Source organism: Nonomuraea sp. NPDC052129 (genome assembly GCF_040680095.1).
Classification (GTDB): Bacteria; Actinomycetota; Actinomycetes; order Streptosporangiales; family Streptosporangiaceae; genus Nonomuraea.
In genome coordinates, this window is the sequence record NZ_JBFAVX010000010.1 from 255,228 (window position 1) to 277,128 (window position 21,901).

A 21,901-nucleotide genomic window follows, 5' to 3' on the forward strand; every position below is an offset into this window, starting at 1 on the left:
TCCGTGTCAAGTATTCAAATGATCACATGTCGTGATTCTTGCGATTTGCCAGTGAAATGACCTCTAGGCTGAGCCGAGATAAGCCCTCCTTTACCGCGACGACCTGGGGACCCCTGATGACCGAGGACGCGAACGACGACGTCATGGAACAGCTCAGCCGCATAGACACCTCGGTGGCTCATCCGGCGCGCGTCTTCGACTACTGGCTGGGCGGCAAGGACCACTACGCCGCCGACCGCGAGACGGGCGAGCAGATCCTTGAGGTCATGCCGGAGCTGGCCGTCATCGCCCGCGCCGAGCGGGAGTTCCTGGCCCGCGTGGTGCGGCACCTGGTCGTGGAAGAGGGGGTGCGCCAGTTCCTCGACATCGGCACCGGCATCCCGTCGGCCGACAACACCCACGAGGTGGCCCAGGCCGCCGCGCCCGAGGCGCGCATCGTGTACGTCGACAACGACCCGATTGTCCTGGCTCACGCCCGCGCGCTGCTGCGCGGCACCGACGAGGGCCTGACCACGTACATCGACGCCGACCTGCGCGACCCGGAGACGATCCTGGAGCACGCGGCCAAGGCGCTGGACTTCACGCAGCCGGTCGGGCTGATGCTGCTGGGCGTGGTGGAGTTCGTGCCGGACGACGAGCAGGCGTACACGGTCGTCGCCGAGCTGATGCGGGCGCTCCCCTCGGGCAGCTACCTGACCATCGCCTCCAGCGTGAGCAGCCCGGCCATGGACCGCGCCGCGGCCATCTGGAACGACAGCGGCGCCACGCCCATCACGATCCGTACGACCGAGCAGCTCATGGAGTTCTACAAGGGGATGGAACTGGTCGAGCCGGGCATGGTGTCGCTGCCGAAGTGGCGCCCCGAGCCCACCACCCAATATCGCGGCCAGGAAGTGTCGCAATATGGCGCTGTCGGCCGCAAATCCTGACCATCTACCAGGGCATTAAGACAGTTGCTTGACCGCAACTCGACGATGAGCACGATGCACTCGCCCGCTTGACTATTCTCCTGGTGAAGCTTTGACAATTGCAGGATCGAACCAGGGGTGAACATGAGTGACGCAGCGGGGGCCTCACGTTCGCCCGGACGTCCCAAGCGGACACGTGACGTCGGCGAGGTCGGCGAGCCGGAGCTCCGGCAGCTGCTGGCCGGCCTGACCGCGGTCCGCGACGGCGACTTCGGCACCCGGCTGCCGGACGACGCCGACGGGCTGCTCGGCGAGATCGCCTCCGTCTTCAACGGCATGGTCGACCAGCTCTCGCTGTTCACCTCCGAGGTGACCCGCGTCTCCCGCGAGGTCGGCACCGAAGGGCGGCTCGGCGGTCAGGCCGAGGTGCCGGCCGTGTCCGGCACCTGGAAGGACCTCACCGAGTCCGTCAACGCCATGGCCGGCAACCTCACCGACCAGGTACGCAGCATCGCCCAGGTGACCACGGCCGTGGCCCGGGGCGACCTGTCGCAGAAGATCACTGTGGCCGCCCGAGGCGAGATCCTGGAGCTCAAGAACACCGTCAACACGATGGTCGACCAGCTGTCCTCCTTCGCCGACGAGGTCACCAGGGTGGCCCGCGAGGTCGGCACCGAGGGCGAGCTGGGCGGCCAGGCCGACGTCAAGGGCGTGGCGGGCACCTGGCGGGACCTGACCGACTCGGTGAACTTCATGGCCGGCAACCTGACCGCCCAGGTCCGCAACATCTCGCAGGTGGCCACCGCCGTGGCGCGCGGCGACCTGTCGCAGAAGATCACCGTCGCCGCCCGAGGCGAGATCCTGGAGCTCAAGAACACCCTCAACACGATGGTCGACCAGCTGTCCTCCTTCGCCGACGAGGTCACCAGGGTGGCCCGCGAGGTCGGCACCGACGGACGGCTCGGCGGCCAGGCCGACGTCAAGGGCGTCTCCGGCACCTGGAAGGACCTCACGGAGTCGGTCAACGTCATGGCCGACAACCTCACCGCCCAGGTACGCAGCATCGCCGAGGTCACCACCGCCGTGGCCAAGGGCGACCTGTCGCAGAAGATCCGGGTGGACGCCCGAGGCGAGATCCTGGAGCTGAAGGAGACCATCAACACGATGGTCGACCAGCTCTCGGCGTTCGCCGACGAGGTCACCAGGGTCGCCCGCGAAGTCGGCACCGAGGGCAATCTGGGCGGTCAGGGCACGGTTCGTGGTGTGTCGGGCACCTGGAAGGACCTGACCGACAACGTCAACGTCATGGCCTCCAACCTGACCAGCCAGGTACGCAGCATCGCCCAGGTCGCCACCGCCGTGGCCAAGGGCGACCTGTCACAGAAGATCACCGTCGAGGCCAAGGGCGAGGTCGCCGCGCTCGCCGAGACCATCAACACGATGGTCGACACCCTGTCCGCCTTCGCCGACGAGGTCACCCGAGTCGCCCGCGAGGTCGGCACCGAAGGCCAGCTCGGCGGCCAGGCCCGGGTGCCGAACGTGGCGGGCACCTGGAAGAACCTCACCGACAACGTCAACTCGATGGCCGACAACCTGACCAACCAGGTACGCAGCATCGCCCAGGTGACCACGGCGGTGGCCAGGGGCGACCTGACCCGCAAGATCGACGTCGACGCGCGCGGCGAGATCCTGGAGCTCAAGACCACCATCAACACGATGGTCGACCAGCTGTCCTCCTTCGCCGCGGAGGTCACCAGGGTGGCCCGCGAGGTCGGCAGCGAAGGGCGGCTGGGCGGCCAGGCCGAGGTCGAAGGGGTCTCCGGCACCTGGAAGCGGCTGACGGAGAACGTCAACGAGCTGGCCGGCAACCTCACCCGCCAGGTCCGCGCCATCGCCGCGGTGACCAGCGCGGTCACCTCGGGCGACCTGACGCGCTCCATCACCGTGGACGCGGAAGGAGAGCTCGCCGACCTCAAGGACAACATCAACTCGATGGTGGAGTCGCTGCGCGAGACCACCCGGGCCAACGAGGAACAGGACTGGCTCAAGTCCAACCTGGCCCGCATGTCCGGGCTGATGCAGGGCCATCGCGACCTGGCCACGGTCGCCGAGTTGGTGATGGACGAGCTGGCACCTCTGGTCTCGGCCCAGTACGGGGCCTTCTTCCTGGCCGAGGAGACCGAGCTGCAGCTCATCAGCGCGTACGGCTTCGCCGCCGACCCCGAGCGGCCGATCCGGTTCCGCATCGGCGAGGCGCTGGTCGGCCAGGCGGCGCGCACCCACAAGACCATCGCCATGACCGACATCCCGGCCGACTACATCACCGTCTCCTCCGGGCTCGGCCGCACGGCCCCCGTCTCGGTGATCGTGCTGCCGATCGTGGCCGAGGAGCAGGTGCTCGGCGTCATCGAGCTGGCCTCGGTCTACGCCTTCACCCCGGTCCACCGCGCCTTCCTCGACCAGCTGATGGAGACCATCGGCGTCAACCTCAACACCATCGTCGCCAACGCCCGCACCGACGAGCTGCTGGTGGAGTCGCAGCGGCTCACCGTCGAGCTGCAGACCCGCTCGGCGGAGCTGCAGAACCAGCAGGAGGAGCTCCAGCGCTCCAACGCCGAGCTGGAGGAGAAGGCGACGCTGCTGGCCACCCAGAACCGCGACATCGAGACCAAGAACCTGGAGATCGAGCAGGCCAGGCAGGAGCTGGAGGAGCGGGCCCAGCAGCTCTCGCTGGCCTCCAAGTACAAGAGTGAGTTCCTGGCCAACATGAGCCACGAGCTGCGCACCCCGCTCAACTCCCTGCTCATCCTGGCCCAGCTGCTCTCCCAGAACCACACCCGCAACCTCACGGCCAAGCAGGTCGAATACGCGGGCATCATCCATTCGGCCGGCTCCGACCTGCTGCAGCTGATCAACGACATCCTCGATCTGTCAAAGGTCGAGGCCGGCAAGATGGACATCAACCCCGAACGCGTGTCGCTGCGCCAGCTGCTCGACTACGTCGAGGCCACCTTCCGGCCGATGACCACGCAGAAGAGCCTGGACTTCCTGATCACCACCATGCCGGGCGTGCCGACCGAGCTGCTCACCGACGACTCGCGGCTGCGCCAGGTGCTGCGCAATCTGCTCTCCAACGCGGTCAAGTTCACCGAGACGGGCAGCGTCGAGCTACGGATCGAGCCGGCCGGCCCGGCCGAGCTGCCCGTTCCCGCGCGCCCGCACGGCGCGGCGGTGGCCCTGCGGGTCATCGACACCGGCATCGGCATCCCGGAGCAGCAGCTGGAGGTGATCTTCGGCGCGTTCCAGCAGGCCGACGGCACCACCAGCCGCAAGTACGGAGGCACCGGGCTGGGCCTGTCGATCAGCCGCGAGATCGCCTACCTGCTCGGCGGCGGCATCACCGCGCAGAGCACTCCGGGACAGGGCAGCGTCTTCACCCTGTACCTGCCGATCGCGCGCCCCGACTTCGAGGACTATTCCGCCCCCGAGGCCAAGCCGCTGCCGTCCGCCGCCAGGCAGAGCCTGCCCGCCGCGCCCGTGGTGCCGCAGCAACGGCGGCTCCTGATCATCGAGGAGCGGCAGCGCGGGCTGCTGTCCCTGGTCGCCGAGAGCGTCGTGACCGACCTGGCCAACACCCGCGACCTGGCCCACCTCCACGGGAGCGTCGAGGTGGTCACCGCCGCGGGTGCGGAGGAGGCCGCTGCCACGCTCGCCGCCGAGGCGTGCCACTGCATCGTCCTCGACATCGACATGCCCGATATGGCGGCGTACGGCCTGCTGGAGGCCATGGACGGCGACCCCGCGCTCCAGCAGGTGCCGGTCCTGGCCTACAACAACTGGCGCACCAACCCGCAGCAGGAGGCGACCCTGCAAGCCCGCGCCAGCAACCGGCCGCTGGAGCTGCTGTCCAGCCTCGACGAGCTGCGCGAGCGCATCGCCCTGCACCTGACCGCCGACCAGCCGAGCGACGTGCTCCCCCTGGTCCGGCCGGCCAACGTGGGCGTGCCCGCCGGGCGGGAGGTCGACGACACGCTGGCCGGGCGTACGGTGCTGGTGGTCGACGACGACGCCAGGAACCTGTTCGCGCTCACCAGCATGCTGGAGATCCACGGCATGAACGTGCTGCACGCGGAGAACGGCCGCAAGGGCATCGACACGCTCATCGCCCATCCGGAGACCGACCTCATCCTGATGGACGTGATGATGCCGGAGATGGATGGCTATGCCGCCACGGAGGCGATCCGGGCCATGCCTCAGTACGTCGGCCTGCCCATCATCGCGGTGACGGCCAAGGCCATGCCGGGCGACCAGGAGAAGTCACTCGCGGCGGGAGCGAGCGACTACGTCACCAAACCGGTCGACTCCGACCATCTCATCGAGGTGATCCAGCGCTGGATGACCTCCTAGCGCAGTCCCCCGGGAAAGCTCGTGTCCATCCCCAGGAGTCCCACGTTGCAACCAGCACAGCAGCCTGGCGCCGCCCATGCGGAGGCTTCGGCCGATGACGCGAACGTCGGGCGGCTGGCCGCCACGATCGAACGGCTGCGCAAGGAGATCCAGGACGCCCACCTGGCCGCCGACGGGCGGGCCCTGATCGAGCTGGCCAAGGGCGTCCTGGTCGAGCGGCTGCGCTGCGGCCCCGCCCACGCCGCCCGCCAGCTCACCACGCTCGCCGAGCAGGCCGGGATGTCGCAGCTGGAGCTGGCCTCGGTCATCATCGACCAGGCGGCGCAGGACCGCATCAGTGAGACGGCCGGTGAGTTCCTGCGCTTGGCGGCGGCGGACCACCACCGTGCGCGCCACTCCGTCTCCCTGCGGCTGCGCGCCGCCGAGAGCGGCGCGCTCGACGCGACCGACACCCAGGCGGTCGCCGAGTCGCTCCTGGAGCACGCGCTGGCGCCGCTCGGCGCGACGACGGTCGCGGTGTGGGCCGCCGGTCCCGACGCCTCGCTCAGCCTGGCCGGTTACGCGGGGCTCAGCGCCGAGGAGGCCATGCGGTGGCGGTACGTCCCTCCGGGCGTGGCCACCCCGGCTCGCCAGGCTCTCACGGAGCGCCGGACCGTCTGGTTCCCGGCCCTGCGCGAGGCCGGTCTGCCCACCATCGGGCACCGGCAGGCGGCCGAGGGCGGGCGGGTGACGGTGCCCGCCGGTACGGGCGGCCGCATCCTGGGCGTTCTGGAGATCGGCTGGCCGCACGACCTGGAGCCGCAGCCGCCGCAGATCGAGCGGCAGATCGAGGCGCTGGCGGACCTGTGCGCCCATACTCTCGACGCGTTCGCGCCGGGCGGGCCCGCGTCGCCCAATCCGGTCTTCTCCGAGCTCGTCGATCTGGCCGACGGACTGCACGATCCCGCTCTGGTGCTCTGTCCGCATCTCGACAGTGACGGCAGGCTGACCGATTTCCGCATCGTGCACGCCAACGGCCGGTTCGCCGACCCGGCCGGGCGCCCGCGCCACCGGGTGACCGGGGCGCTACTGCTGGAGGCGTACCCGCTGGCGGCCACGGACGGCGGGCTGTTCGCCAAGGTCGAGCATGTACACGCGACCGGCGAGCCGTTCCGCACCGACCGTATGACCCTCGACACCCTGGTGGACCAGGTTCGGCTGAGCACCGAGGCCGGCGTCAGCGCCACGCGCCACGGCGACTGCGTGCTGCTCATCTGGCGGCCGCAGGACGAACGGGCGCGGCTGGCCGGCATCCTGCAGCACGCCCAGCGTCTGGGCCGCATCGGCGGCTTCGAGGAGAACGCGCTCACCGGCCGGGTCACCTGGAACGACCAGCTCTTCGCCCTGTACGGCCTGTCTCCCGGCGACGAGCCGATCCCCCTCGAACGGCTGCGCGAGCACGCCCATCCCGACGACGAGACCGGCATCGGCCGGTTCCTGCGCACCGTGCTGCACCATCGGCGCTCGGCTTCGACGGCGTTCCGGCTCCAGCGGCCCGACGGAATCGCCCGGCACATCCGCGTGGTGGCGGAGCCGGTTTTCGGGGCCGACGACCGGTTGCTGGCCGTACGCGGTGCCTATCAGGACATTTCATCTCAGCACTGGACCGAGGTGGCGCTCGCCGCGACCCGCGACCAGCTCGCCCACAGCGAGCAGCAGACAGCCGAGCGCAACCGCCTGGCCCTGCAGCTGCAGCGGGCCATCATGCCGCCGACGCACGACACGACGGACGCCTTCGGGCTGCGGATCGCCGTCCGCTACCGCCCCGCCCAGGAGGAACACCTGGTCGGCGGCGACTGGTATGACGCCGTCGTACTGCCGTCCAAGCACGTGCTCCTGTCCGTCGGCGACGTGGCCGGACACGGCATCCAGGCGGCCACGGGCATGGTCGTGCTGCGCAACGCCCTGCGCGGCCTGGCCGCCACCGGCGCGGGGCCCGGCCAGCTGCTGACCTGGCTCAACCTCGTCGCCCACCACCTCACCGACAGCGTGACCGCGACCGCGATCTGCGGCCTGTACGACCCGCGGACCAAGGTCCTGCGCTGGGCCCGCGCCGGACATCTGCCGCCGCTCCTGGTCCGGGGGACGAACGCGTCGGAGCTGCCGATGGTCCAGGGGCTGCTGCTCGGCGCGGTGTCGGAGGCGGCGTACGAGGAGGGGCAGCTGCAGCTCGAAGCCGGCGACACCCTGATGATGTACACGGACGGGCTCATCGAACGCCGGGACCGCGCCCTGCAGCACGCCCAGAACCACCTGCTGGTCATCGCCGGGCAGCCGGCTCGGTCCCTCGACCTGCGGCTGGACCACCTGCTGACGCACTGCAACTCCGACACCGACGACGACACGTGCCTGATCGGTGTCGAGTTGCAGTGACGCCTGTGGTGACGCCGCTTCGGCCGGCGCGGTGTAGCGTCGGCCGAAGCGGCGTGACCGGGGACCTCAGTCCGACAGGCCCTTGCGCAGGTCGTCGAGGACCTTGCGCAGGATGCGCGAGACGTGCATCTGCGAGATCCCGAACTCCGCGGCGATCTCGGCCTGCGTCATGTTGCCGTAGAAGCGCAGCAACAGGATCTTCTTCTCCCGTACGGGCAGCGCGTCGATGAGCGGCTTGACGGCGTGCTTGTCGACCAGGGAATCGAGCGATTCGTCGTGTTCGGGGATGACGTCGCCGAGGGACGCGGAGTCGTCGTCGACACCCGTCGGGGCGTCGAGCGAGAGCGTGCTGTAGGCCGCCGAGGCGTCCATCGTGAGCAGCACGTCCTCCTGGGAGATCTTCATCTTCTCGGCCAGTTCGGCGACCGTGGGGGCGCGCCCGAGGGTCTGGCTGAGGTCGGAGACGAGCTTGTTGAGCTCGGAGCGACGCTCCTGGTAGACGCGCGGCACCCGGATGGCCCAGGTACGGTCCCGGAAGTGGCGCTTGACCTCGCCGGTCATGGTGACGACGGCGTAGCCCCTGAAGTCGTGGCCGAGCTCGGCGTCGAAGCCGTTGATCGCCTTCATGAGGCCGACGTAGGCGGCCTGGCGCAGGTCTTCGATGGGTTCGCCGCGGTAGCGGTAGCGGCGGGTGATGTCGTTGGCCAGCCACTCGTGCATTGCTACGAGACGCTCGCGGATCCGTACCTTGTCGAGCTCGGAGGTCTCCGGCTTGACCATTTCGACCAGGAGTTGTTCGGCGGTCATCTCGCTGAGCACGAGTGCCTGAGGCTGAGCGTGAGCCTGCTGGACGGTCATTCCTGCTCCTCATATCTACTGCAGGCGGTCCCGTCCAAAGACAAAAGCCCAGACAGAGACACGCCTCGATAACACGAGACGAAGCCCTCTGCTGGACTTCGCTTTCATTATCTCCTATTTTCCGGAGATGTCACGCCCGCGGGATCACAAAAAGGTCACGCATCCCGCGGGCGATCCCTCAGCCGCGCTCCCAGAAGGCCTCTGGTAGCGCCTCGATCTCGACCACGGCCTGTTCGAGGTTCGCGGCGAACGGCAACAGCGCCTGGTAGACCGGCTCACCACCCTCGGCGAGCCGGCGGATGACCTCGGCGTTCATCCGCGCCCGGTCGACCACCTCAGAGCGGAACGCCGTACGGTCGCCCTCATAGCCGTAGGCGTCGAGCAGCAGGTGCAGCCGCCGGGACCGATCCTCGAACGCCGTGAACCCCTGCTCCGTGACGACCCGCCGAGCGTGCAGCGGAACCCACGTCAACGCGCTGTAGGCCAGATCGCGCTCCCGCGAGGACGGCCCGGCCGTGTCCCAGTCGACGAACCCGACCAGGTCGTCCTCCTGCCACACCGCGTTGTAAGGAGAGGCGTCGTGGTGCCCGATGACCAGCCCCGGCCGCCAGGGACGCCCGGTGAACCAGACCGCGTCCGGCTCGGGCACGAACGTCGCCGTCGCGTCGTGCAGCCGCCGCATCCAGGCCCCGACCTGCTTGAGCGCGCTGTCCGACCAGGGCCAGGCGGGCCAGAGAGCCTGCTCTCCGATCGTGTCGCCCTGGAGGTAGGTCAGCACCTCGCGCCCTCGCTCGTCGAACCCGAGGACCCGCGGCGCCCCCTCGAACCCGGCCGCCTCCAGATGGGCCAGCACGGTGTGGACGGTGCGCGTCCACGGGTTGGCGGGCCGATGGACGGTATCGCCGATGCGCACTCCGCCGACATGCCTGCCACCCGGCAGGGGCTGCTCGTCCATGACGCCGTTTCTACCCCCGGCCCGCCGGTCGCCGCACCTGGTTTTCCTGCCTGGCCGGGGACGAGCCTGGTCAACTGGTCCGCGTATCTCATCCCAGCTCGTCATGGCAGGGGCCATAGAGATCACTACCGACAGAAACCCCCCACCCTGCGGAAACGGGGGCTCGCGCGGTCATTTAACATGATCGTGGTAAAAATGTCCCGTGTCGTCCGATAAACCTTTATCCATGGCCAGTCAACCGCCCGGTAACCTTTCGCCGACCACCTCCCCGGGCTCGTCGGCGTTCCGGACGCCCGGCCCCTCGCCGTCGCTGGTAAGCCCGTGCCCGCACATCCCCGCGTGCCCGCCGCCCCTGTGCCTCCCGTCGCGTCTACGCGCGCAACCGGTGCAGGCCTCACTGGCCAAGTCCGCGCCACTGCTCGAGGACACCGACGGCCCCGCGAAAGGCTACGAGACCGACGCGGGGTACGTGCGGAAGTTCGCCAGCACCATGGACGACTCGGCCACCGGCGTGGACACCGTCAAGCAGTGGACTCCTCGCTTCGAGGGCTGGAATCTGGTCCCCATGGCCGGAGTGCCCATTGTCGGGCTGATGTTCGTCGACCGGTTGAACACCATCGCCGACACCTGGCGGGACAGCGCGGGCATCCTCTCCGAAGTGCTGCGCACCGACAGCGGCAAGATTGACAAAGCCGCGGACAACTACGTCGCCGCCGCGCGGGCCAGCACCGCCGAGTGAGGAGAGATTCGCGATGTCGACTCCGTCTGGAGAACCGCCGAAGCTGATCGTGCCGGGCAGCACCACCCCTGTGGCCAATCAGCAGCTCTATGTCTCCAACGCCGGCGGCACCGTACAGCGGACCGTCACAGTCGCTCCCAAGCCGCGCACCGACCCCGGCTTCTACAAGCGGCTGATCACGGAGCTGAATCCGCTGCGCCAGTCCAACAGGGCCGCGATGGCTGTTTCGGGGCTCGGCGTCGCCGCGCTCGCGCTGGACGTGGCGGCCACCCTCAACCTGGGCAACCCGTTCCTGTTCTACGATCGGCGTGAGCAGTGGAAGAGCATGGCCGGACTGCTGGAAGGCAGCCGGTCCGACTTGTGGCGTGCCTTTTTTGATGACATCTCCCCCAACTGGAAGGGTCAAGCGAGGGATACGCTCCAGCAGTACGTCCGATTTAACGTCAACGGCTTGTACGGCCAGCTTGGCAAGATCACTGACGAGATGAGCGGCGCCATGCACGGCCAGTACAAAGAGGTACTGGAGTACGACCTGTCGGTGTTCGGGCTCTACGCCACTTCGGCCCCCATACTGCGCACCGTCGCCGCCATGAGCGCACACCCGGTGGGGAGGGTCGCCCTGATGACCCAGGTCGGCCTGTTCATGAGCGCGGCAGGAAATCTGGTCAAGCAGTTCGCCGACGTGTACAACTCCTACGAGGGCGCCCTCAACAAGCTGGAACTCAAGCTCAACGATCTGAGGGGCGCCTTCTACCGGTCCGGCAACCCGGCGCTGGGGGCACGCGATCTCCACCTCACTCCTGCGATCTCGGACCCCACCCAGCTGGAAAACTACTGGGTTCCCATGTCGAAGGAAGCCTCATGAGGCGTGTCGAGGCGTTCGCCGGGGGTCGGCAGGACGACGTCGACGGACTGCTGCGCGAGACGGACGGCTGGGCGCGCACCCTGGCCGGGGCGCTGGGCGAGTTGGAGGAGGAACGGCTGGCGGGCGCCGACCCGTCCGAGGTCGTCCGCGCCGAGGTGTCAGGCACCGGCCGCCTGCGCGGGTTGTCCATCGACCCACGCGGCCTGCGCGGCCTGGACCACGTCCAGCTCGCCCAGGCCGTTTGTGAGGCGATCGCCGCGGCCCACCTCGCGATGGGGGAGCGGCTGACTCAGGTCGTCCAGGATCTGACGGGACAAGCACCTGACACCGCGGGCGCAGAGGGCGCCGCCGACCCGCTCGACGGCCACATCCGCAACGTGCTGCGAGGAGAGTGAGCGATGGAGGACATGGAGGAGGCGCAGGCGCGGCTGGAGGCGTTGATCGCCGCCGCTGAGCAGGCGGAGGCGAGGGTGGAGGAGTGGAGTGCCGCCGAGTTCGCCGGCGTGGCCGACGAGGGTGGGATTGTGGCCGTCACCGACGCGCTCGGCACCATCACGCGGTTGGAGATCTCCCCGCGGAGCAGGAGGCGACTGGACGCGACGGGCTTGGCCGCCGCCATCCTCGCGGCGATCACGACAGCCGAGGAGGCCGCGGCGGCCTCCAGAGACGCGCTGCTAGGGAGCTTGCACGCCGCTTCGGGCACGATCGCCTAGCCCTTCACCTGCGCTTTGAGATTGTTGATCTTGCGCCAGCTCGCCGTCCTGCGGGGGCGGCCTACGCCGTCCCCGCCAGGAGCAGCCGGGTGCGGGCCGGCGCCGAAGGGGGCAGCTCGGCAAGGATGTCGGCGAGGGTGACCCCGGCAAGGCTGCCTCGCCACGCCTCGTGCGCGTCGGCCATCTTCTCGGCGAGGACGCAGGTGCGGCGGCAATCCTCGGCGGGCAGCGCGCCCCGTCCTCGCCGGCGGATCTCACGGCACTCGTACGGCGGGGACGTGCCGTCGACGGCCTCGACGATCCGCAGGAGCGTAATCTCGGAAGGGGGCAGCGCGAGCCGGAACCCGCCCCGCGGACCTGTGGTCGCGCCCAGCAGGCCGGCCCTGACAAGCGCCTTCAGCTGCTTGGTGAGATAGGGCGCCGGGAGGTCGTAGTACTGCGCGAGCTGTGCCGCCGACGCGCTGGCTCCTGCGTCGAGCTGCGCCAGCGTCGTAGCGCAGTGCAGAACCCATTCAGTACTCACCGGCAGCTTCACGTCTCCGAGCCTATCGCAGACATTATGGACCTGTTTAGTCCGTGATAGCGTTTCGCGCGTCAGCCAGAGAAGGAGAGATCATCATGCGGATCGCGATCGCCGGTGCGACCGGGAACATCGGGGCCCTCACTGTCGCCGCCCTCGAACGCGGCGGGCACGAGGTCGTGCGAATCAGCCGCTCGCTGGGCGTCGACCTGTTGACCGGTAACGGGCTCGACGACGCGCTGGCCGGCGTCGAGGCGGTCATCGACGCCACCAACGGACCGGCGACCGACCAGGCCGAGACGGTGGCGTACTTCGGCACCGCCACGCGCAACCTGCTCGCCGCCGAGGAACGAGCCGGCGTCCGTCACCATGTGCTGCTCTCGATCGTCGGGATCCATGGCATCGAGGGCAACGCCCACTACGCCGGCAAGCGGGAACAGGAGCGCCTCGTGTCCGAGGGAGCGGTGCCGTGGACGATCGTCCCGGCCACGCAGTTCCACGACTTCGCCGCGCTGGTGACAAGCTGGACCGAGCAGGACGGCGTCGCGACGATCCCGCCGCTGCTCGTACAGCCGATCGCGCCCGCGGACGTGGCCGACATCCTCGCCGAGATCGCGGTGGGCGAGCCGCGGGGACGTTACGTCGACGTCGCCGGGCCCGACCCACAGGACCTGGTGGACATGGCCCGGCGCACCAACGAGGCGCGCGGCCGTACGGTGAAGCTCGTGCCCACGTGGTCGGCGGTGTTCGACCCGGCGGCGGCCGGCAACGCGCTGCTGCCCGGTGAGGACGCCCGCATCGCGCCGACGACCTTCGACGAGTGGCTCGCGCAACAGCGCTAGCCCGGCGGGGCAAGACGGATGATCTGGTCGCGGAGGACATCGTCCAGGGCCGCGTTGAGAAACCCGTTGTCGACGCCATGATCACAGCCCAGCACGATCGAGACACGGACAGGTGGCCCTTCCGCGTATCCGAACAGGAGATCGAACCAGTCGGTCGGGTTGCAGCTGATCTCGTTCAGGATCTCCTTCTCCCCGGCCTTCAGGGCGTTCAGCGTTTCCGCCAGAGATCCTGCCGTCCGGCGGTCGTGCTCACGCCGCGGATCCCGCTCATCAGCCCTGGTCGCACGCCTGCACACCAGGACGGAGATGGGCTCGTCGGGCACCATCCGCTCGTCCTGGCCCCGGCGCTCGCCGGGTATCTGGCAGGGGTCGTCGGGGTGCACGAGCCGCCATGTTCCGGTCCGGTAGGCGGCGGTGAGGCTCCGACCTACGTACGAGCGGGATTGGACCGTGCCGTTCGTGGTCCGGACGCAGCCGTTGGCCTCCTCGGCGCTGCCCACCCAGAGCCCCCCGCCATCGGGGTAGGCGAACCGGATGAGGTAGTTGGTCATCGGGCCGCCCATCAGCGTGCACATGACATCGCGCTCCTCCGTGCTGACCGGAAGGTAGCCGAGGTCACGGGCCATGGCCTCGGCGTCGCCGGTCAGGGTCCGCGTTCCGGCCAGCCGCTCGCCGCCCATGCGGGTGTTATCGCCCGGGTACGCGCAGATCATCGCGGTGACCGGCCTGCCGGGCACGAGGTAGTCGCCGACCCCGTCGATCTGCCCGGCGGCAGGCACCCAGCCACCGGCGTGGCGGCCTCCCCACTGTTGCGGGCATGACGTCAGGACGGTTGGCGGGCTGCTCGCCGAGGATGAGGTCAGGACGGTGGCCGCGCAGATCGCGGTGACGACGACGGCCACGTGACGGAGATTCACAAAGGTGAGACGTCACCCGCCCGCCGACCGGTTCAGGTAGTTGAGCACTGATGCGGTCGCGGCGGCCGCGTTACCACGGCGCCACTCCGGCGGGGTCGAAGAACGCCCCGGTGGGCCCGTCGGCGCCCAGCAGCGCGGCTCGTACGATCGGGGCCGCGCCCTCCTCGACGGTCTGCGTCCCGCTGAAGCCGTTGAGATCGGTGGCGGTGTAGCCGGGGTCGACCACGTTGACCCGCAGTTCGGGGCAGAGCCTCGCGTACTGGACGGTCAGCATGGCGAGCGCGGCCTTCGAGGCGGTGTAGGCCAGGGCGGGCACGTGGGACTCGATGCGGTCGGGGTCGTGGACCCGGGCGAACGAACCAAGACCGCTGCCGACGTTGACCACGACCCCATGCCCGCGGCGCCGCAGCAGCGGCAGGAACGCGTGGGTCACCCGGACGACGCCCACGAGATTGGTGTTCAGGACGGTCTCCATGTCCGCCCCGGTGAACTCGCTCGCCGGAGGCGCACCACCGGCGATCCCCGCGTTGTTGACCAGGACGTCCAGGCCGCCCTGCTCCTTGTCCACGAGTTCCGCGGCCGCCTGGACCGACGCCTCGTCGGTGACGTCGATGAGCAGTGGCAGCGCGCCCAGTTCCTTCGCCGCCCGCCGGGCGTTGTCCGCGTTGCGTGCGCCGATGTAGACGGTGTGGCCCGCTGCGACGAGCTGGCGGGCGGTCTCGAAGCCGAGGCCCTTGTTCGCCCCGGTGATCACTGTCGTTGTCATGACTCCAGCCTCACACCGTCGTCGCAGGTCGTACCAGCGAAGGGTCTTCCTGGGAACACCCGTACCAGGCACGAGCGGGTGGGTGGTGCGACGATGAGGGGGTGAGCGGCAACGGCGAACTGGCGACGATCCTGCGGGTCTGGCGCGAGCGACTGCTCCCCAGACAGGCGGGCCTGCCCGCCAATGGGCTGCGGCGCACGCGGGGCTTGCGGCGCGAGGAGCTCGCGATGCTGGCGGGCGTGTCGGCCGACTACATCGTGCGCCTGGAACAGGGCCGCGCCTCGACGCCGTCGGCGCAGGTGTGCGCCGCGCTGGCGCGGGCGCTGCAACTGGACGACGCCGAACAGACCCATCTCTTCCTGCTGGCCGGCCACGCGGTCGGCAGCGGGCGGATCGGCCAGTTGATCCCGGCGAGCGTACGCAGGCTGCTGAACCGGCTCGATGATCACCCGATCGCCGTGTACGACGCGATGTGGGCACTCATCCTCTGGAACCGACCGTGGGCGGCGCTGATGGGCGACCCATCGGCCCTCGACGAGGAGGAGCGCCACATGCTCTGGCGCGCCTACACCGGCCAACCGCACCGGATCATCATGACACCCGACGAGTGGACGGCCTTCGAGCGCTCGATGGTCGCCGACCTCCGGCGGACCGCCGCCCGCTACCCCGACGACCCGCGGCTGCACGCGTTCGTCCAGCAGCTCCGCGAACTCAGCGACTCCTTCCGCACACTGTGGGACGCCCACCTGGTCTCCGACCGCCACCAGGCAACCAAGAGCGTCGACCACCCCGAGGTGGGCAGAATCGACCTGGACTGCGACATCCTCGCCAGCCAGCACGGCGACCTGCGGATCGTGATCTACACGGCGCAGCCGGGCAGCGAATCGGAGACCAAACTCGCCCTGCTCGGCACCATCGGCACCCAGACCATGACACCTGGTTAGTGGGATGGACCAGGAGGCCGTCAACGTCCGATCGCGTGTCGCCGCACTCCCCTCACCCTCCTCCTCCGGGACGGCGGGACCGACTACTCAAGGATCTTGACCCGTGGTCATGGTCGCGGGCAAGATCTCGAATTACGGTCCTTGACCGCACCTACCAGGGATTACCCGTGCTCGGCGGGGACGTCATCACTCACGGGGACCGGACTCCGGAAAGCCGTACCCTCTCGACGCTGAGCACCCTGTCCACCACACCCCGGGTCTCCAGCCAGGCCGCCGCGGCGATCGCGGCCAAGAGCTTCCCGTACCAGCCGAGCGGGTCACCGCGGCTGGTGATCGAGGGAATCGGCGACACCGCCGCAGCCGGCGTGCCCGCGCTGGCCTGGGACGTGCTTGTCACCGGCACCCGGCCGGACGGTCTGCCCACGGCCTGCATGTGCTCGTGGACGCCGCGACGGGGGCGTTGCGCACCACGTACACCCGTCAACCAGGCCGATTCCTGCTGCGGCCATGACCAGGAGGCCACCGAGCAACCCATAGCCGTCGGCCAGATGTCGTCGGCAAGTCCGATGAGCTTCTTGTTCGGGCCGTCGAAGCCGGCTCCGCTCACCACGATGGGTACGTCGTGGTGGGCGCGATGCCCACGGAAGGAGGATATACGGCCGAACTCGGGGCCGAATCGGATCACAATCGATTTGATCAATAAAACGCCCATATACCGGTAATTCGATACCCTCGCTCTCCGCCGGAACCGTCGAAGGTGTGGAGTGACGTGGAAGAGCAGATTTCCGAGGTGCCGACCTGCTACAGGCACTCCAAGAGCGAGACCTATGTCCGCTGTACGCGCTGCGACCGCTACATTTGCCCTGACTGTATGCGGGACGCGGCCGTGGGTCATCAGTGCGTCGAATGCGTACGTGAGGGCAACAAGTCGGTACGCCAGGCCAGGACCGTCTTCGGTGGCAAAGTGTCCGCCGTTCCGGTGGTCACCTACGCTCTGATCGTCATCATCGTCCTGGCCTACGCCGGGGAGATCGCCATGCCCTCGCTCGTGGACCGGCTGGACGGCCTGGGCATCGGACTGCTGGGTGCGGACGGGCAGTACTACGTTTACGAGAGCGACACCGGCCTAACGCCCATTGGTGTGGCCGCCGGCGAGTGGTACCGGCTCATCACGGCCAATTTCCTGCACCTGCAACCCACTGAGGGCGGTTTCGGCATCCTGCACATCGTCTTCAACCTGTACTGGTTGTGGACCCTGGGCCGGGCGGTCGAGGAGATGCTGGGCAGGCTGCGCTTCGTCGGGCTCTACCTGCTGGCGGCCTTGGGCAGTTCGGTCTTTGAGTACCTTATCTCCCCCGACACGGAAGCGGTCGGTGCGTCGGGAGCGATCTTCGGGTTGGCGGCTGCGTACTTCGTTTTCAGCCGGCGGCTTGGTCACGACCCGCTCGGGGGCGGTCGGCTCATGATGTTCTTCCTGATCTGGCTGGTGATCTCGGCCGGGTTCACCTCCTGGGAGGGACATCTCGGTGGGCTCATCGTGGGTGGCGCGACCGCGCTCGCTCTGGCTTATCTGCCGCGCAAATACCACCTTGCCGCGATGGGTGCGATGCTCGTTTTGCTCGCTGTCTTGGTGGCGGTGAAAACCTACGACCTCGGCTTGTTCTGGTCCAGCGGTAGTTCGTTGAATCAAGGCGATGTGGAAGCGTATGTGCGGGGGCTTCCAGGTGAAGTAGCCAGGCAATGACGAAGCCCAAGCCGTGCCCACAAGGGGCCCACCCGACCGGGCAGGCCCCGCCGGTCCGACTAGAAGTCGAACTCTCCCTTGGACATCCCATCCCGGAAGGCATCCCACTCGGCCTGCGTGTACACCAGGACAGGCCCTTCCGGATGCCGACTGTGCCGCACTCCCACACGCCCACCGCCCAGGAGGGCGACCTCGACACAGTTGCCTCCGTTACCGCCGCTGGCCGTTGCCTTTCGCCAGACAGCGGCGACCAACTCCCTATCGGTCATGACTTTCCATCACCCTCTGAATGATCTTCTCGGTCTCGTAGATGGGTTGCGCAAGAGCGGACAGCACCTCCCATCGCTCGCCTAGCTTCCGGAGCATTTCTGTCTGGTGCGTGACCTCGCCGCTCTCGGCGCTGTCGATGTAGCCAGTCTGCGTACCGTCGTCAGTGTCGGCTATCGCGAATGCGCTAACCAATCCAGCCGTAGCCCCTGATGCCAGGGGAATCACCCGAACCGTAATGCATGGACGGGCCATCAGAGCAAGCAGATTTGCCAGCTGCGCCCTCATCACCTCACGTCCGCCGACCTCCCGCCGCAAGACGCTCTCATCCAGGATGACGGAGAGGGCAGGCGGAGTGACCCGAGACAAGATCGCCTGACGTTGGAGCCGAACCTTGACCTCCTCTTCTACCTCGGCGGGTAGTGCCCCCGGTTCGCCCTGAAAGATCGCCCTGGCGTAGTCGGCGGTCTGGAGGAGCCCAGGGATCAACGCCAGTTCGTAGACCCGGATGAATCGCGCCGCTTGCTCGGCTGCCGGCCATTTCCTGAACCACTTCGGACCTAAGCCTCTAATCGGGGGCAGCAGCTCCAGCAGCTCGCCATGCAGCCCCAACGCCTTTTCGAGCTGCCGGGTGAACGGTTCGGTGGGCAGCCGGGTGCCTCGCTCAACCGCGCCTATCAAACTCTCGCTGCAGGGAAGGAGCGGCGCGAGACGGGCGTGAGTGAGATCCTTTGCTGTTCGATACTTCAGCATTCGGGCCCGGTATTCCTCGCTGGCGCTTCTCGCAGCTTTATTCCCATCTTCCGACATATCACACCCTTTCTCCGCCGCGTGTACACCCGTACGCACAAAGACAACCACAGGTTGTGAAGCTTTTGGAGGGGGATTCCGGAAGACATCCGCATTGACCATGGCCATGCTTGGGACAGGTAGCCGCACAAACACAAGAGATCTGTACGTTCCGAGGTGGCCATGCGAGCAGCTGTGTCTAACCCCCCGTACGCAGGTGTCAAGGTATGGACGACGGGCGAGACGGTATCCCACCGGACTCCCTCACTGGCCCGCCGAGAACTCGTGGAATGGGTGGGCCCGGACCATCCCACCCTTCCCGACCTTCAGGAAATAGCCTCAGAACTACTCACCAACGCCATCATTCACGCCAACGCCATATGGATCCGGATGCACCTGATCTCCGAATCGGGGTTTTGGCGGTTGACCATCACCGACCCCGGAAACTCCGGGGAAACTCCACGCGCGCGCCGGCCTCGACCGAACGAGACGGGAGGGCGCGGGCTCCTGGTCGTGGACGCCCTCACCAACGGCCAGTGGGATACCCACCGCGGCCCGGTTGGCGAACGCGTCGTGTGGGCGCTGCTGCCTCGATAGACATCCCCACGGCCGGTACGACGGTGCCTCTACCTGCCGTGGGGTGCAGACCTCCCTTGACCCCCCAGGGAGGAGAAGGCCCCCAGACGCGCATCCGCCGCAGCGTTCCGTCTGGGGGCCTTTCCCAGGCGCCGCGTCGTACTAGATTTTCCCGACCGCCGCGTCGTAACCCGGGGACGAGCCGCCATTTTGACCTTGACCCCCAGGTCAGCCTTTAGCGTCGCGGTCACTCACCTGTGGACAGAGAGGACACTCATGGACGGCATGGCAGGCAAGGGCGTGGTCATCACCGGAGGCGGCACGGGGATCGGCCGTGCCACGGCTCACCAATTCGCCGCCGAGGGCGCGCGGGTGCTCGTCGTCGGTCGTACCGCCGCGCGTCTGGAGGAGACCGCTGCCGCGTACCCCTCGATCAGGACCTACGCCGCCGACGGGGCGGCAGCCGATGGGCCCGAGCGCATAGTCGAAGCGGCGGTGGAGCTGCTGGGCGGGATCGATGTCCTGGTCAACAATGCCGCCATCACCCGGCCCGCCGCGCTCGGGACGATCGATCGCCGTACCGCCGAAGAGCAGATCGCCACCAATCTCCTCGCTCCCCTCTTCCTGGCCCAGGCCGCCCTGCCGCACCTGGCCGCCGCGAAGGGGACGATCGTGAATGTGTCCTCCAACCCACCCTCGTACGGCTGGCCGGACAACTCCGTCTACGGATCGACCAAGGTGGCGCTCGACTTCCTGACGGCCACCTGGGCGGTCGAGCTCGCGCCCAAGGGCGTGCGCGTCGTGTCCGTGGCGCCCGGCATCACCGCCACACCCGTGATGGCGCACGCCGGATTCACTCAGGAGCAGATCGCCGCCGCGGGCGAAGGACTCGTCGGACGTATTCCGCTCGGTCGCATCGCCCAGCCCGGCGAGATCGCCTGGTGGATCGTGAACGTGACGCGGCCCGAGGCCGGGTACCTCACCGGCACAGTGGTTCGCGTCGACGGCGGCCTCTCTGTGGCAGCAGGGCAAAAGGCATAAACTGCGGCAGTGCTGATCGGGGAGCTGGCGCGAGCGAGCGGCGTCACCGTCCGGGCCCTGCGCTATTACGAGCAGCAGGGCCTGCTTGAGCCGGAACGGGCCGTCAACGGGTACCGGCACTATGACGGCGGCGCGGTGGCCAGGGTCCGCAACATTCAGCTCCTGCTGTCGAACGGCTTCACCGCCCAGGACGTACGCGGCTTCCTGCCCTGCCTGGACGACGGCGAGGTCTCGCTGGGACCGGCCTGCCCGCCCAGTGTGGAAGCGGTGAGCAGAAAGGTCGCGGCCCTGGAGGAGCGGATCGCCGAGCTGAGCGCCGTACGAGATCGGCTCGTGCAGGCTCTGACCGGCAACGCGACGCCACGGCAACCCGAACCCGGCACCATCGCTCGCCACCCCGCTTACACCCGCCCCGCTCACGATTAGCGGAGTGGGCTTTCCCGCGCCAGCTGAGGTGACGGGCGGTCGGCCCGATCACCGGCGCCTTGGCCGCAGTGGCGGCACTGGCCTCGGCGGCGCAGGTGGTAGGCCAAGGCTGCGGCGGCCAGCGCCCCTCCCCAGACCGGCCAGAACGTCTCCGGCAGCCAGGCGCCCCACTCCGCCATGGAGAACCGGCCCGCGATCGCCCCGCGGATGTACGTCATACCGGCCACCGTGATGATGATCGCGACCAGCGTCGCCGGGATGATGGCGAGCAGCGGCGGCACCCGCTTGCCCCTCAAGCCGAGGATCCAGCGGGGGAAGACCTCGCCCCAGCGCTGCGTCAGCCCGAGCGTGAGCACACCGCCGCCCGCCCCGAAGGTGGCGAGGTAGGCACCGGCCAGCCAGATGCCGGGAGCATCGCGTGCGCCTTCAACGAGGAACTCCTTGCTCACCCCCAGCGGGACACCGAGCGCCCAGCACCACCGGGTCGCGCAATAGACCAGCGGCACCGTGGCGGCGATATAGACGGCCCGGCGCCCCCACCGCGCCGCCGCCTCGGGCGCGGTCCAGCCGTCCTGGCCGGTACGCCCGCACGTACGGCAGGCCTCACGGCGACGCCGCTGATAGGCGAGCGCCGCGGCGGCCAGCAGCAGTCCGCCCAGCACGCACACGAGCTGGTTGACCACCGGCCACGGCCAGGCATCGGCCAGGGTGGTGCCGCCCACGTTCAGGTCGAAGAGCGGCGCGACGGCCAGCAACGGGCTGTAGGCCACGCCCATCATGAGGCGAGAGTCGGGGATCACGACGATCAGTACGGCCGCCGAGGGCCAGGCCAGGAGCAGGGGTATGAGGGAGACCAGGCCCCGCCCGCCTTGGCCGGTACGGGTCAGCGTCAGTGCGAGGATCGCGCCGAGCACGCCGAACGCGGCGATCCACCAGCCGCCGGGACGCGGGGTGGCGCCGGCGAGGATGGACAGCGCTCCGTCCAGATCGGGGGCGGAAGCTCCCCAGGGGAAGCCGGGCGCGCCACGTGCCCAGGCCATGCCGAGCAGGCCATAGCCCAGAGACCACAGGGCCGCCGCGTAGGCCGACCACGCGGGCCAGCGCGAGATCAGGGATCGTGGGGTTGTCGTTGCCATGCGACCAGCCTGCTGGCCGGGGTCGATCCGGCCCATGTGCCATTCGGCCGATCTTTGCCCTGTTCCGGGGCTGCGA

General features: G+C 68.6%; 22 protein-coding genes. 13 read left to right on the forward strand and 9 right to left on the reverse strand.

Features of this window, described 5'->3' with window-relative positions; all coding sequences use genetic code 11:
• Positions 1-116 precede the first annotated feature (116 nt).
• The 3 genes from AB0L53_RS23910 (at position 117) to AB0L53_RS23920 (ending at position 7,727) form a co-directional block, all read left to right on the forward strand.
• Positions 117-929 (forward strand): SAM-dependent methyltransferase, encoded by an 813-nt coding sequence (locus tag AB0L53_RS23910; protein WP_363997578.1) that lies wholly within the window; start codon positions 117-119, stop codon positions 927-929.
• A gap of 123 nt (positions 930-1,052) precedes the next feature.
• Positions 1,053-5,315, forward strand: coding sequence for a HAMP domain-containing protein (locus tag AB0L53_RS23915; RefSeq protein WP_363997581.1), 4,263 nt, complete (start codon positions 1,053-1,055; stop codon positions 5,313-5,315).
• 45 nt (positions 5,316-5,360) lie between these two features.
• A complete protein-coding gene (locus tag AB0L53_RS23920) occupies positions 5,361-7,727 on the forward strand; it encodes a SpoIIE family protein phosphatase (protein WP_363997584.1) in 2,367 nt (788 codons plus the stop codon).
• A gap of 66 nt (positions 7,728-7,793) precedes the next feature.
• Here AB0L53_RS23920 and AB0L53_RS23925 read toward each other — a convergent pair whose 3' ends face one another.
• Together AB0L53_RS23925 and AB0L53_RS23930 are read right to left on the reverse strand one after the other, a co-directional pair.
• Positions 7,794-8,585: a SigB/SigF/SigG family RNA polymerase sigma factor gene (locus tag AB0L53_RS23925; protein WP_358536262.1), complete on the reverse strand. Its 792-nt coding sequence runs from the start codon at positions 8,583-8,585 to the stop codon at positions 7,794-7,796.
• A 178-nt stretch (positions 8,586-8,763) separates the two neighbouring features.
• Positions 8,764-9,540 carry a phosphotransferase gene (locus AB0L53_RS23930; protein WP_363997587.1) on the reverse strand — a complete coding sequence of 259 codons (777 nt, stop codon included), beginning with the start codon at positions 9,538-9,540 and terminating at the stop codon, positions 8,764-8,766.
• Between the two features lie 385 nt (positions 9,541-9,925).
• Between AB0L53_RS23930 and AB0L53_RS23935 the strand changes: the two genes are divergently transcribed.
• Genes AB0L53_RS23935 through AB0L53_RS23950 form a run of 4 tightly spaced genes read left to right on the forward strand, consistent with a single transcriptional unit; the run spans position 9,926 to position 11,857 of the window.
• A complete protein-coding gene (locus tag AB0L53_RS23935) occupies positions 9,926-10,279 on the forward strand; it encodes a hypothetical protein (RefSeq protein ID WP_363997590.1) in 354 nt (117 codons plus the stop codon).
• A 13-nt stretch (positions 10,280-10,292) separates the two neighbouring features.
• A complete protein-coding gene (locus AB0L53_RS23940; protein WP_363997593.1) occupies positions 10,293-11,144 on the forward strand; it encodes a hypothetical protein in 852 nt (283 codons plus the stop codon).
• Positions 11,141-11,539, forward strand: a complete 399-nt coding sequence (locus AB0L53_RS23945) for a YbaB/EbfC family nucleoid-associated protein (RefSeq protein ID WP_363997596.1) — start codon at positions 11,141-11,143, stop codon at positions 11,537-11,539. The genes AB0L53_RS23940 and AB0L53_RS23945 overlap by 4 nt, the downstream gene beginning before the upstream one ends.
• 3 nt (positions 11,540-11,542) lie before the next feature.
• Complete coding sequence (locus AB0L53_RS23950) at positions 11,543-11,857, forward strand: YbaB/EbfC family nucleoid-associated protein (protein WP_363997599.1); 315 nt, start codon at positions 11,543-11,545, stop codon at positions 11,855-11,857.
• Positions 11,858-11,918: 61 nt separating this feature from the next.
• Here AB0L53_RS23950 and AB0L53_RS23955 read toward each other — a convergent pair whose 3' ends face one another.
• Positions 11,919-12,392, reverse strand: coding sequence for an Rrf2 family transcriptional regulator (locus AB0L53_RS23955; RefSeq protein WP_363997602.1), 474 nt, complete (start codon positions 12,390-12,392; stop codon positions 11,919-11,921).
• An 83-nt stretch (positions 12,393-12,475) separates the two neighbouring features.
• On the opposite strand from AB0L53_RS23955, the gene AB0L53_RS23960 reads away from it, so the two are divergent.
• Positions 12,476-13,219 carry an NAD(P)H-binding protein gene (locus tag AB0L53_RS23960; RefSeq protein WP_363997605.1) on the forward strand — a complete coding sequence of 248 codons (744 nt, stop codon included), beginning with the start codon at positions 12,476-12,478 and terminating at the stop codon, positions 13,217-13,219.
• Here the strand turns inward: AB0L53_RS23960 and AB0L53_RS23965 are convergent.
• Together AB0L53_RS23965 and AB0L53_RS23970 are read right to left on the reverse strand one after the other, a co-directional pair.
• Complete coding sequence (locus AB0L53_RS23965; protein ID WP_363997608.1) at positions 13,216-14,121, reverse strand: hypothetical protein; 906 nt, start codon at positions 14,119-14,121, stop codon at positions 13,216-13,218. The two genes, AB0L53_RS23960 and AB0L53_RS23965, sit on opposite strands and share 4 nt — an antisense overlap.
• A gap of 85 nt (positions 14,122-14,206) precedes the next feature.
• Complete coding sequence (locus AB0L53_RS23970; protein ID WP_363997611.1) at positions 14,207-14,902, reverse strand: SDR family NAD(P)-dependent oxidoreductase; 696 nt, start codon at positions 14,900-14,902, stop codon at positions 14,207-14,209.
• 101 nt (positions 14,903-15,003) lie between these two features.
• On the opposite strand from AB0L53_RS23970, the gene AB0L53_RS23975 reads away from it, so the two are divergent.
• On the forward strand, positions 15,004-15,846 hold the full coding sequence (locus AB0L53_RS23975) for a helix-turn-helix transcriptional regulator (RefSeq protein WP_363997614.1): 843 nt from the start codon (positions 15,004-15,006) through the stop codon (positions 15,844-15,846).
• A 190-nt stretch (positions 15,847-16,036) separates the two neighbouring features.
• Here the strand turns inward: AB0L53_RS23975 and AB0L53_RS23980 are convergent, their stop codons facing one another.
• Positions 16,037-16,531, reverse strand: coding sequence for a hypothetical protein (locus AB0L53_RS23980; protein WP_363997760.1), 495 nt, complete (start codon positions 16,529-16,531; stop codon positions 16,037-16,039).
• Between the two features lie 84 nt (positions 16,532-16,615).
• Between AB0L53_RS23980 and AB0L53_RS23985 the strand changes: the two genes are divergently transcribed.
• A complete protein-coding gene (locus AB0L53_RS23985; protein WP_363997617.1) occupies positions 16,616-17,590 on the forward strand; it encodes a rhomboid family intramembrane serine protease in 975 nt (324 codons plus the stop codon).
• 59 nt (positions 17,591-17,649) lie between these two features.
• Here AB0L53_RS23985 and AB0L53_RS23990 read toward each other — a convergent pair whose 3' ends face one another.
• Complete coding sequence (locus AB0L53_RS23990; RefSeq protein WP_363997620.1) at positions 17,650-17,859, reverse strand: DUF397 domain-containing protein; 210 nt, start codon at positions 17,857-17,859, stop codon at positions 17,650-17,652.
• On the reverse strand, positions 17,849-18,610 hold the full coding sequence (locus AB0L53_RS23995; protein ID WP_363997623.1) for a DUF5753 domain-containing protein: 762 nt from the start codon (positions 18,608-18,610) through the stop codon (positions 17,849-17,851). Before AB0L53_RS23995 ends, AB0L53_RS23990 begins: the two co-directional genes overlap by 11 nt.
• Positions 18,611-18,829: 219 nt before the next feature.
• On the opposite strand from AB0L53_RS23995, the gene AB0L53_RS24000 reads away from it, so the two are divergent.
• The 3 genes from AB0L53_RS24000 (at position 18,830) to AB0L53_RS24010 (ending at position 20,689) form a co-directional block, all read left to right on the forward strand.
• Positions 18,830-19,243, forward strand: coding sequence for an ATP-binding protein (locus tag AB0L53_RS24000; protein ID WP_363997626.1), 414 nt, complete (start codon positions 18,830-18,832; stop codon positions 19,241-19,243).
• A gap of 255 nt (positions 19,244-19,498) precedes the next feature.
• Positions 19,499-20,263 carry an SDR family oxidoreductase gene (locus AB0L53_RS24005; protein WP_363997629.1) on the forward strand — a complete coding sequence of 255 codons (765 nt, stop codon included), beginning with the start codon at positions 19,499-19,501 and terminating at the stop codon, positions 20,261-20,263.
• 9 nt (positions 20,264-20,272) lie between these two features.
• Complete coding sequence (locus tag AB0L53_RS24010; RefSeq protein ID WP_358425858.1) at positions 20,273-20,689, forward strand: MerR family transcriptional regulator; 417 nt, start codon at positions 20,273-20,275, stop codon at positions 20,687-20,689.
• Here the strand turns inward: AB0L53_RS24010 and AB0L53_RS24015 are convergent.
• Entirely contained in the window at positions 20,686-21,825 is a 1,140-nt protein-coding gene (locus AB0L53_RS24015) for a hypothetical protein (RefSeq protein WP_363997632.1), read from the reverse strand. The two genes, AB0L53_RS24010 and AB0L53_RS24015, sit on opposite strands and share 4 nt — an antisense overlap.
• Between the last annotated feature and the right edge of the window lie 76 nt (positions 21,826-21,901).

Bases quoted from the DNA above. Each gene is read 5' to 3' on its own strand.
- AB0L53_RS23995 (WP_363997623.1), bottom strand. From the start codon at position 18,610: ATGCTGAAGTATCGAACAGCAAAGGATCTCACTCACGCCCGTCTCGCG.
- AB0L53_RS23970 (WP_363997611.1), bottom strand. From the start codon at position 14,902: ATGACAACGACAGTGATCACCGGGGCGAACAAGGGCCTCGGCTTCGAG.
- AB0L53_RS23940 (WP_363997593.1), top strand. From the start codon at position 10,293: ATGTCGACTCCGTCTGGAGAACCGCCGAAGCTGATCGTGCCGGGCAGC.
- AB0L53_RS23960 (WP_363997605.1), top strand. From the start codon at position 12,476: ATGCGGATCGCGATCGCCGGTGCGACCGGGAACATCGGGGCCCTCACT.
- AB0L53_RS23915 (WP_363997581.1), top strand. From the start codon at position 1,053: ATGAGTGACGCAGCGGGGGCCTCACGTTCGCCCGGACGTCCCAAGCGG.
- AB0L53_RS23990 (WP_363997620.1), bottom strand. From the start codon at position 17,859: ATGACCGATAGGGAGTTGGTCGCCGCTGTCTGGCGAAAGGCAACGGCC.
- AB0L53_RS24000 (WP_363997626.1), top strand. From the start codon at position 18,830: ATGCGAGCAGCTGTGTCTAACCCCCCGTACGCAGGTGTCAAGGTATGG.
- AB0L53_RS23910 (WP_363997578.1), top strand. From the start codon at position 117: ATGACCGAGGACGCGAACGACGACGTCATGGAACAGCTCAGCCGCATA.
- AB0L53_RS23945 (WP_363997596.1), top strand. From the start codon at position 11,141: ATGAGGCGTGTCGAGGCGTTCGCCGGGGGTCGGCAGGACGACGTCGAC.
- AB0L53_RS23950 (WP_363997599.1), top strand. From the start codon at position 11,543: ATGGAGGACATGGAGGAGGCGCAGGCGCGGCTGGAGGCGTTGATCGCC.
- AB0L53_RS24005 (WP_363997629.1), top strand. From the start codon at position 19,499: ATGGACGGCATGGCAGGCAAGGGCGTGGTCATCACCGGAGGCGGCACG.
- AB0L53_RS23925 (WP_358536262.1), bottom strand. From the start codon at position 8,585: ATGACCGTCCAGCAGGCTCACGCTCAGCCTCAGGCACTCGTGCTCAGC.
- AB0L53_RS24015 (WP_363997632.1), bottom strand. From the start codon at position 21,825: ATGGCAACGACAACCCCACGATCCCTGATCTCGCGCTGGCCCGCGTGG.
- AB0L53_RS23930 (WP_363997587.1), bottom strand. From the start codon at position 9,540: ATGGACGAGCAGCCCCTGCCGGGTGGCAGGCATGTCGGCGGAGTGCGC.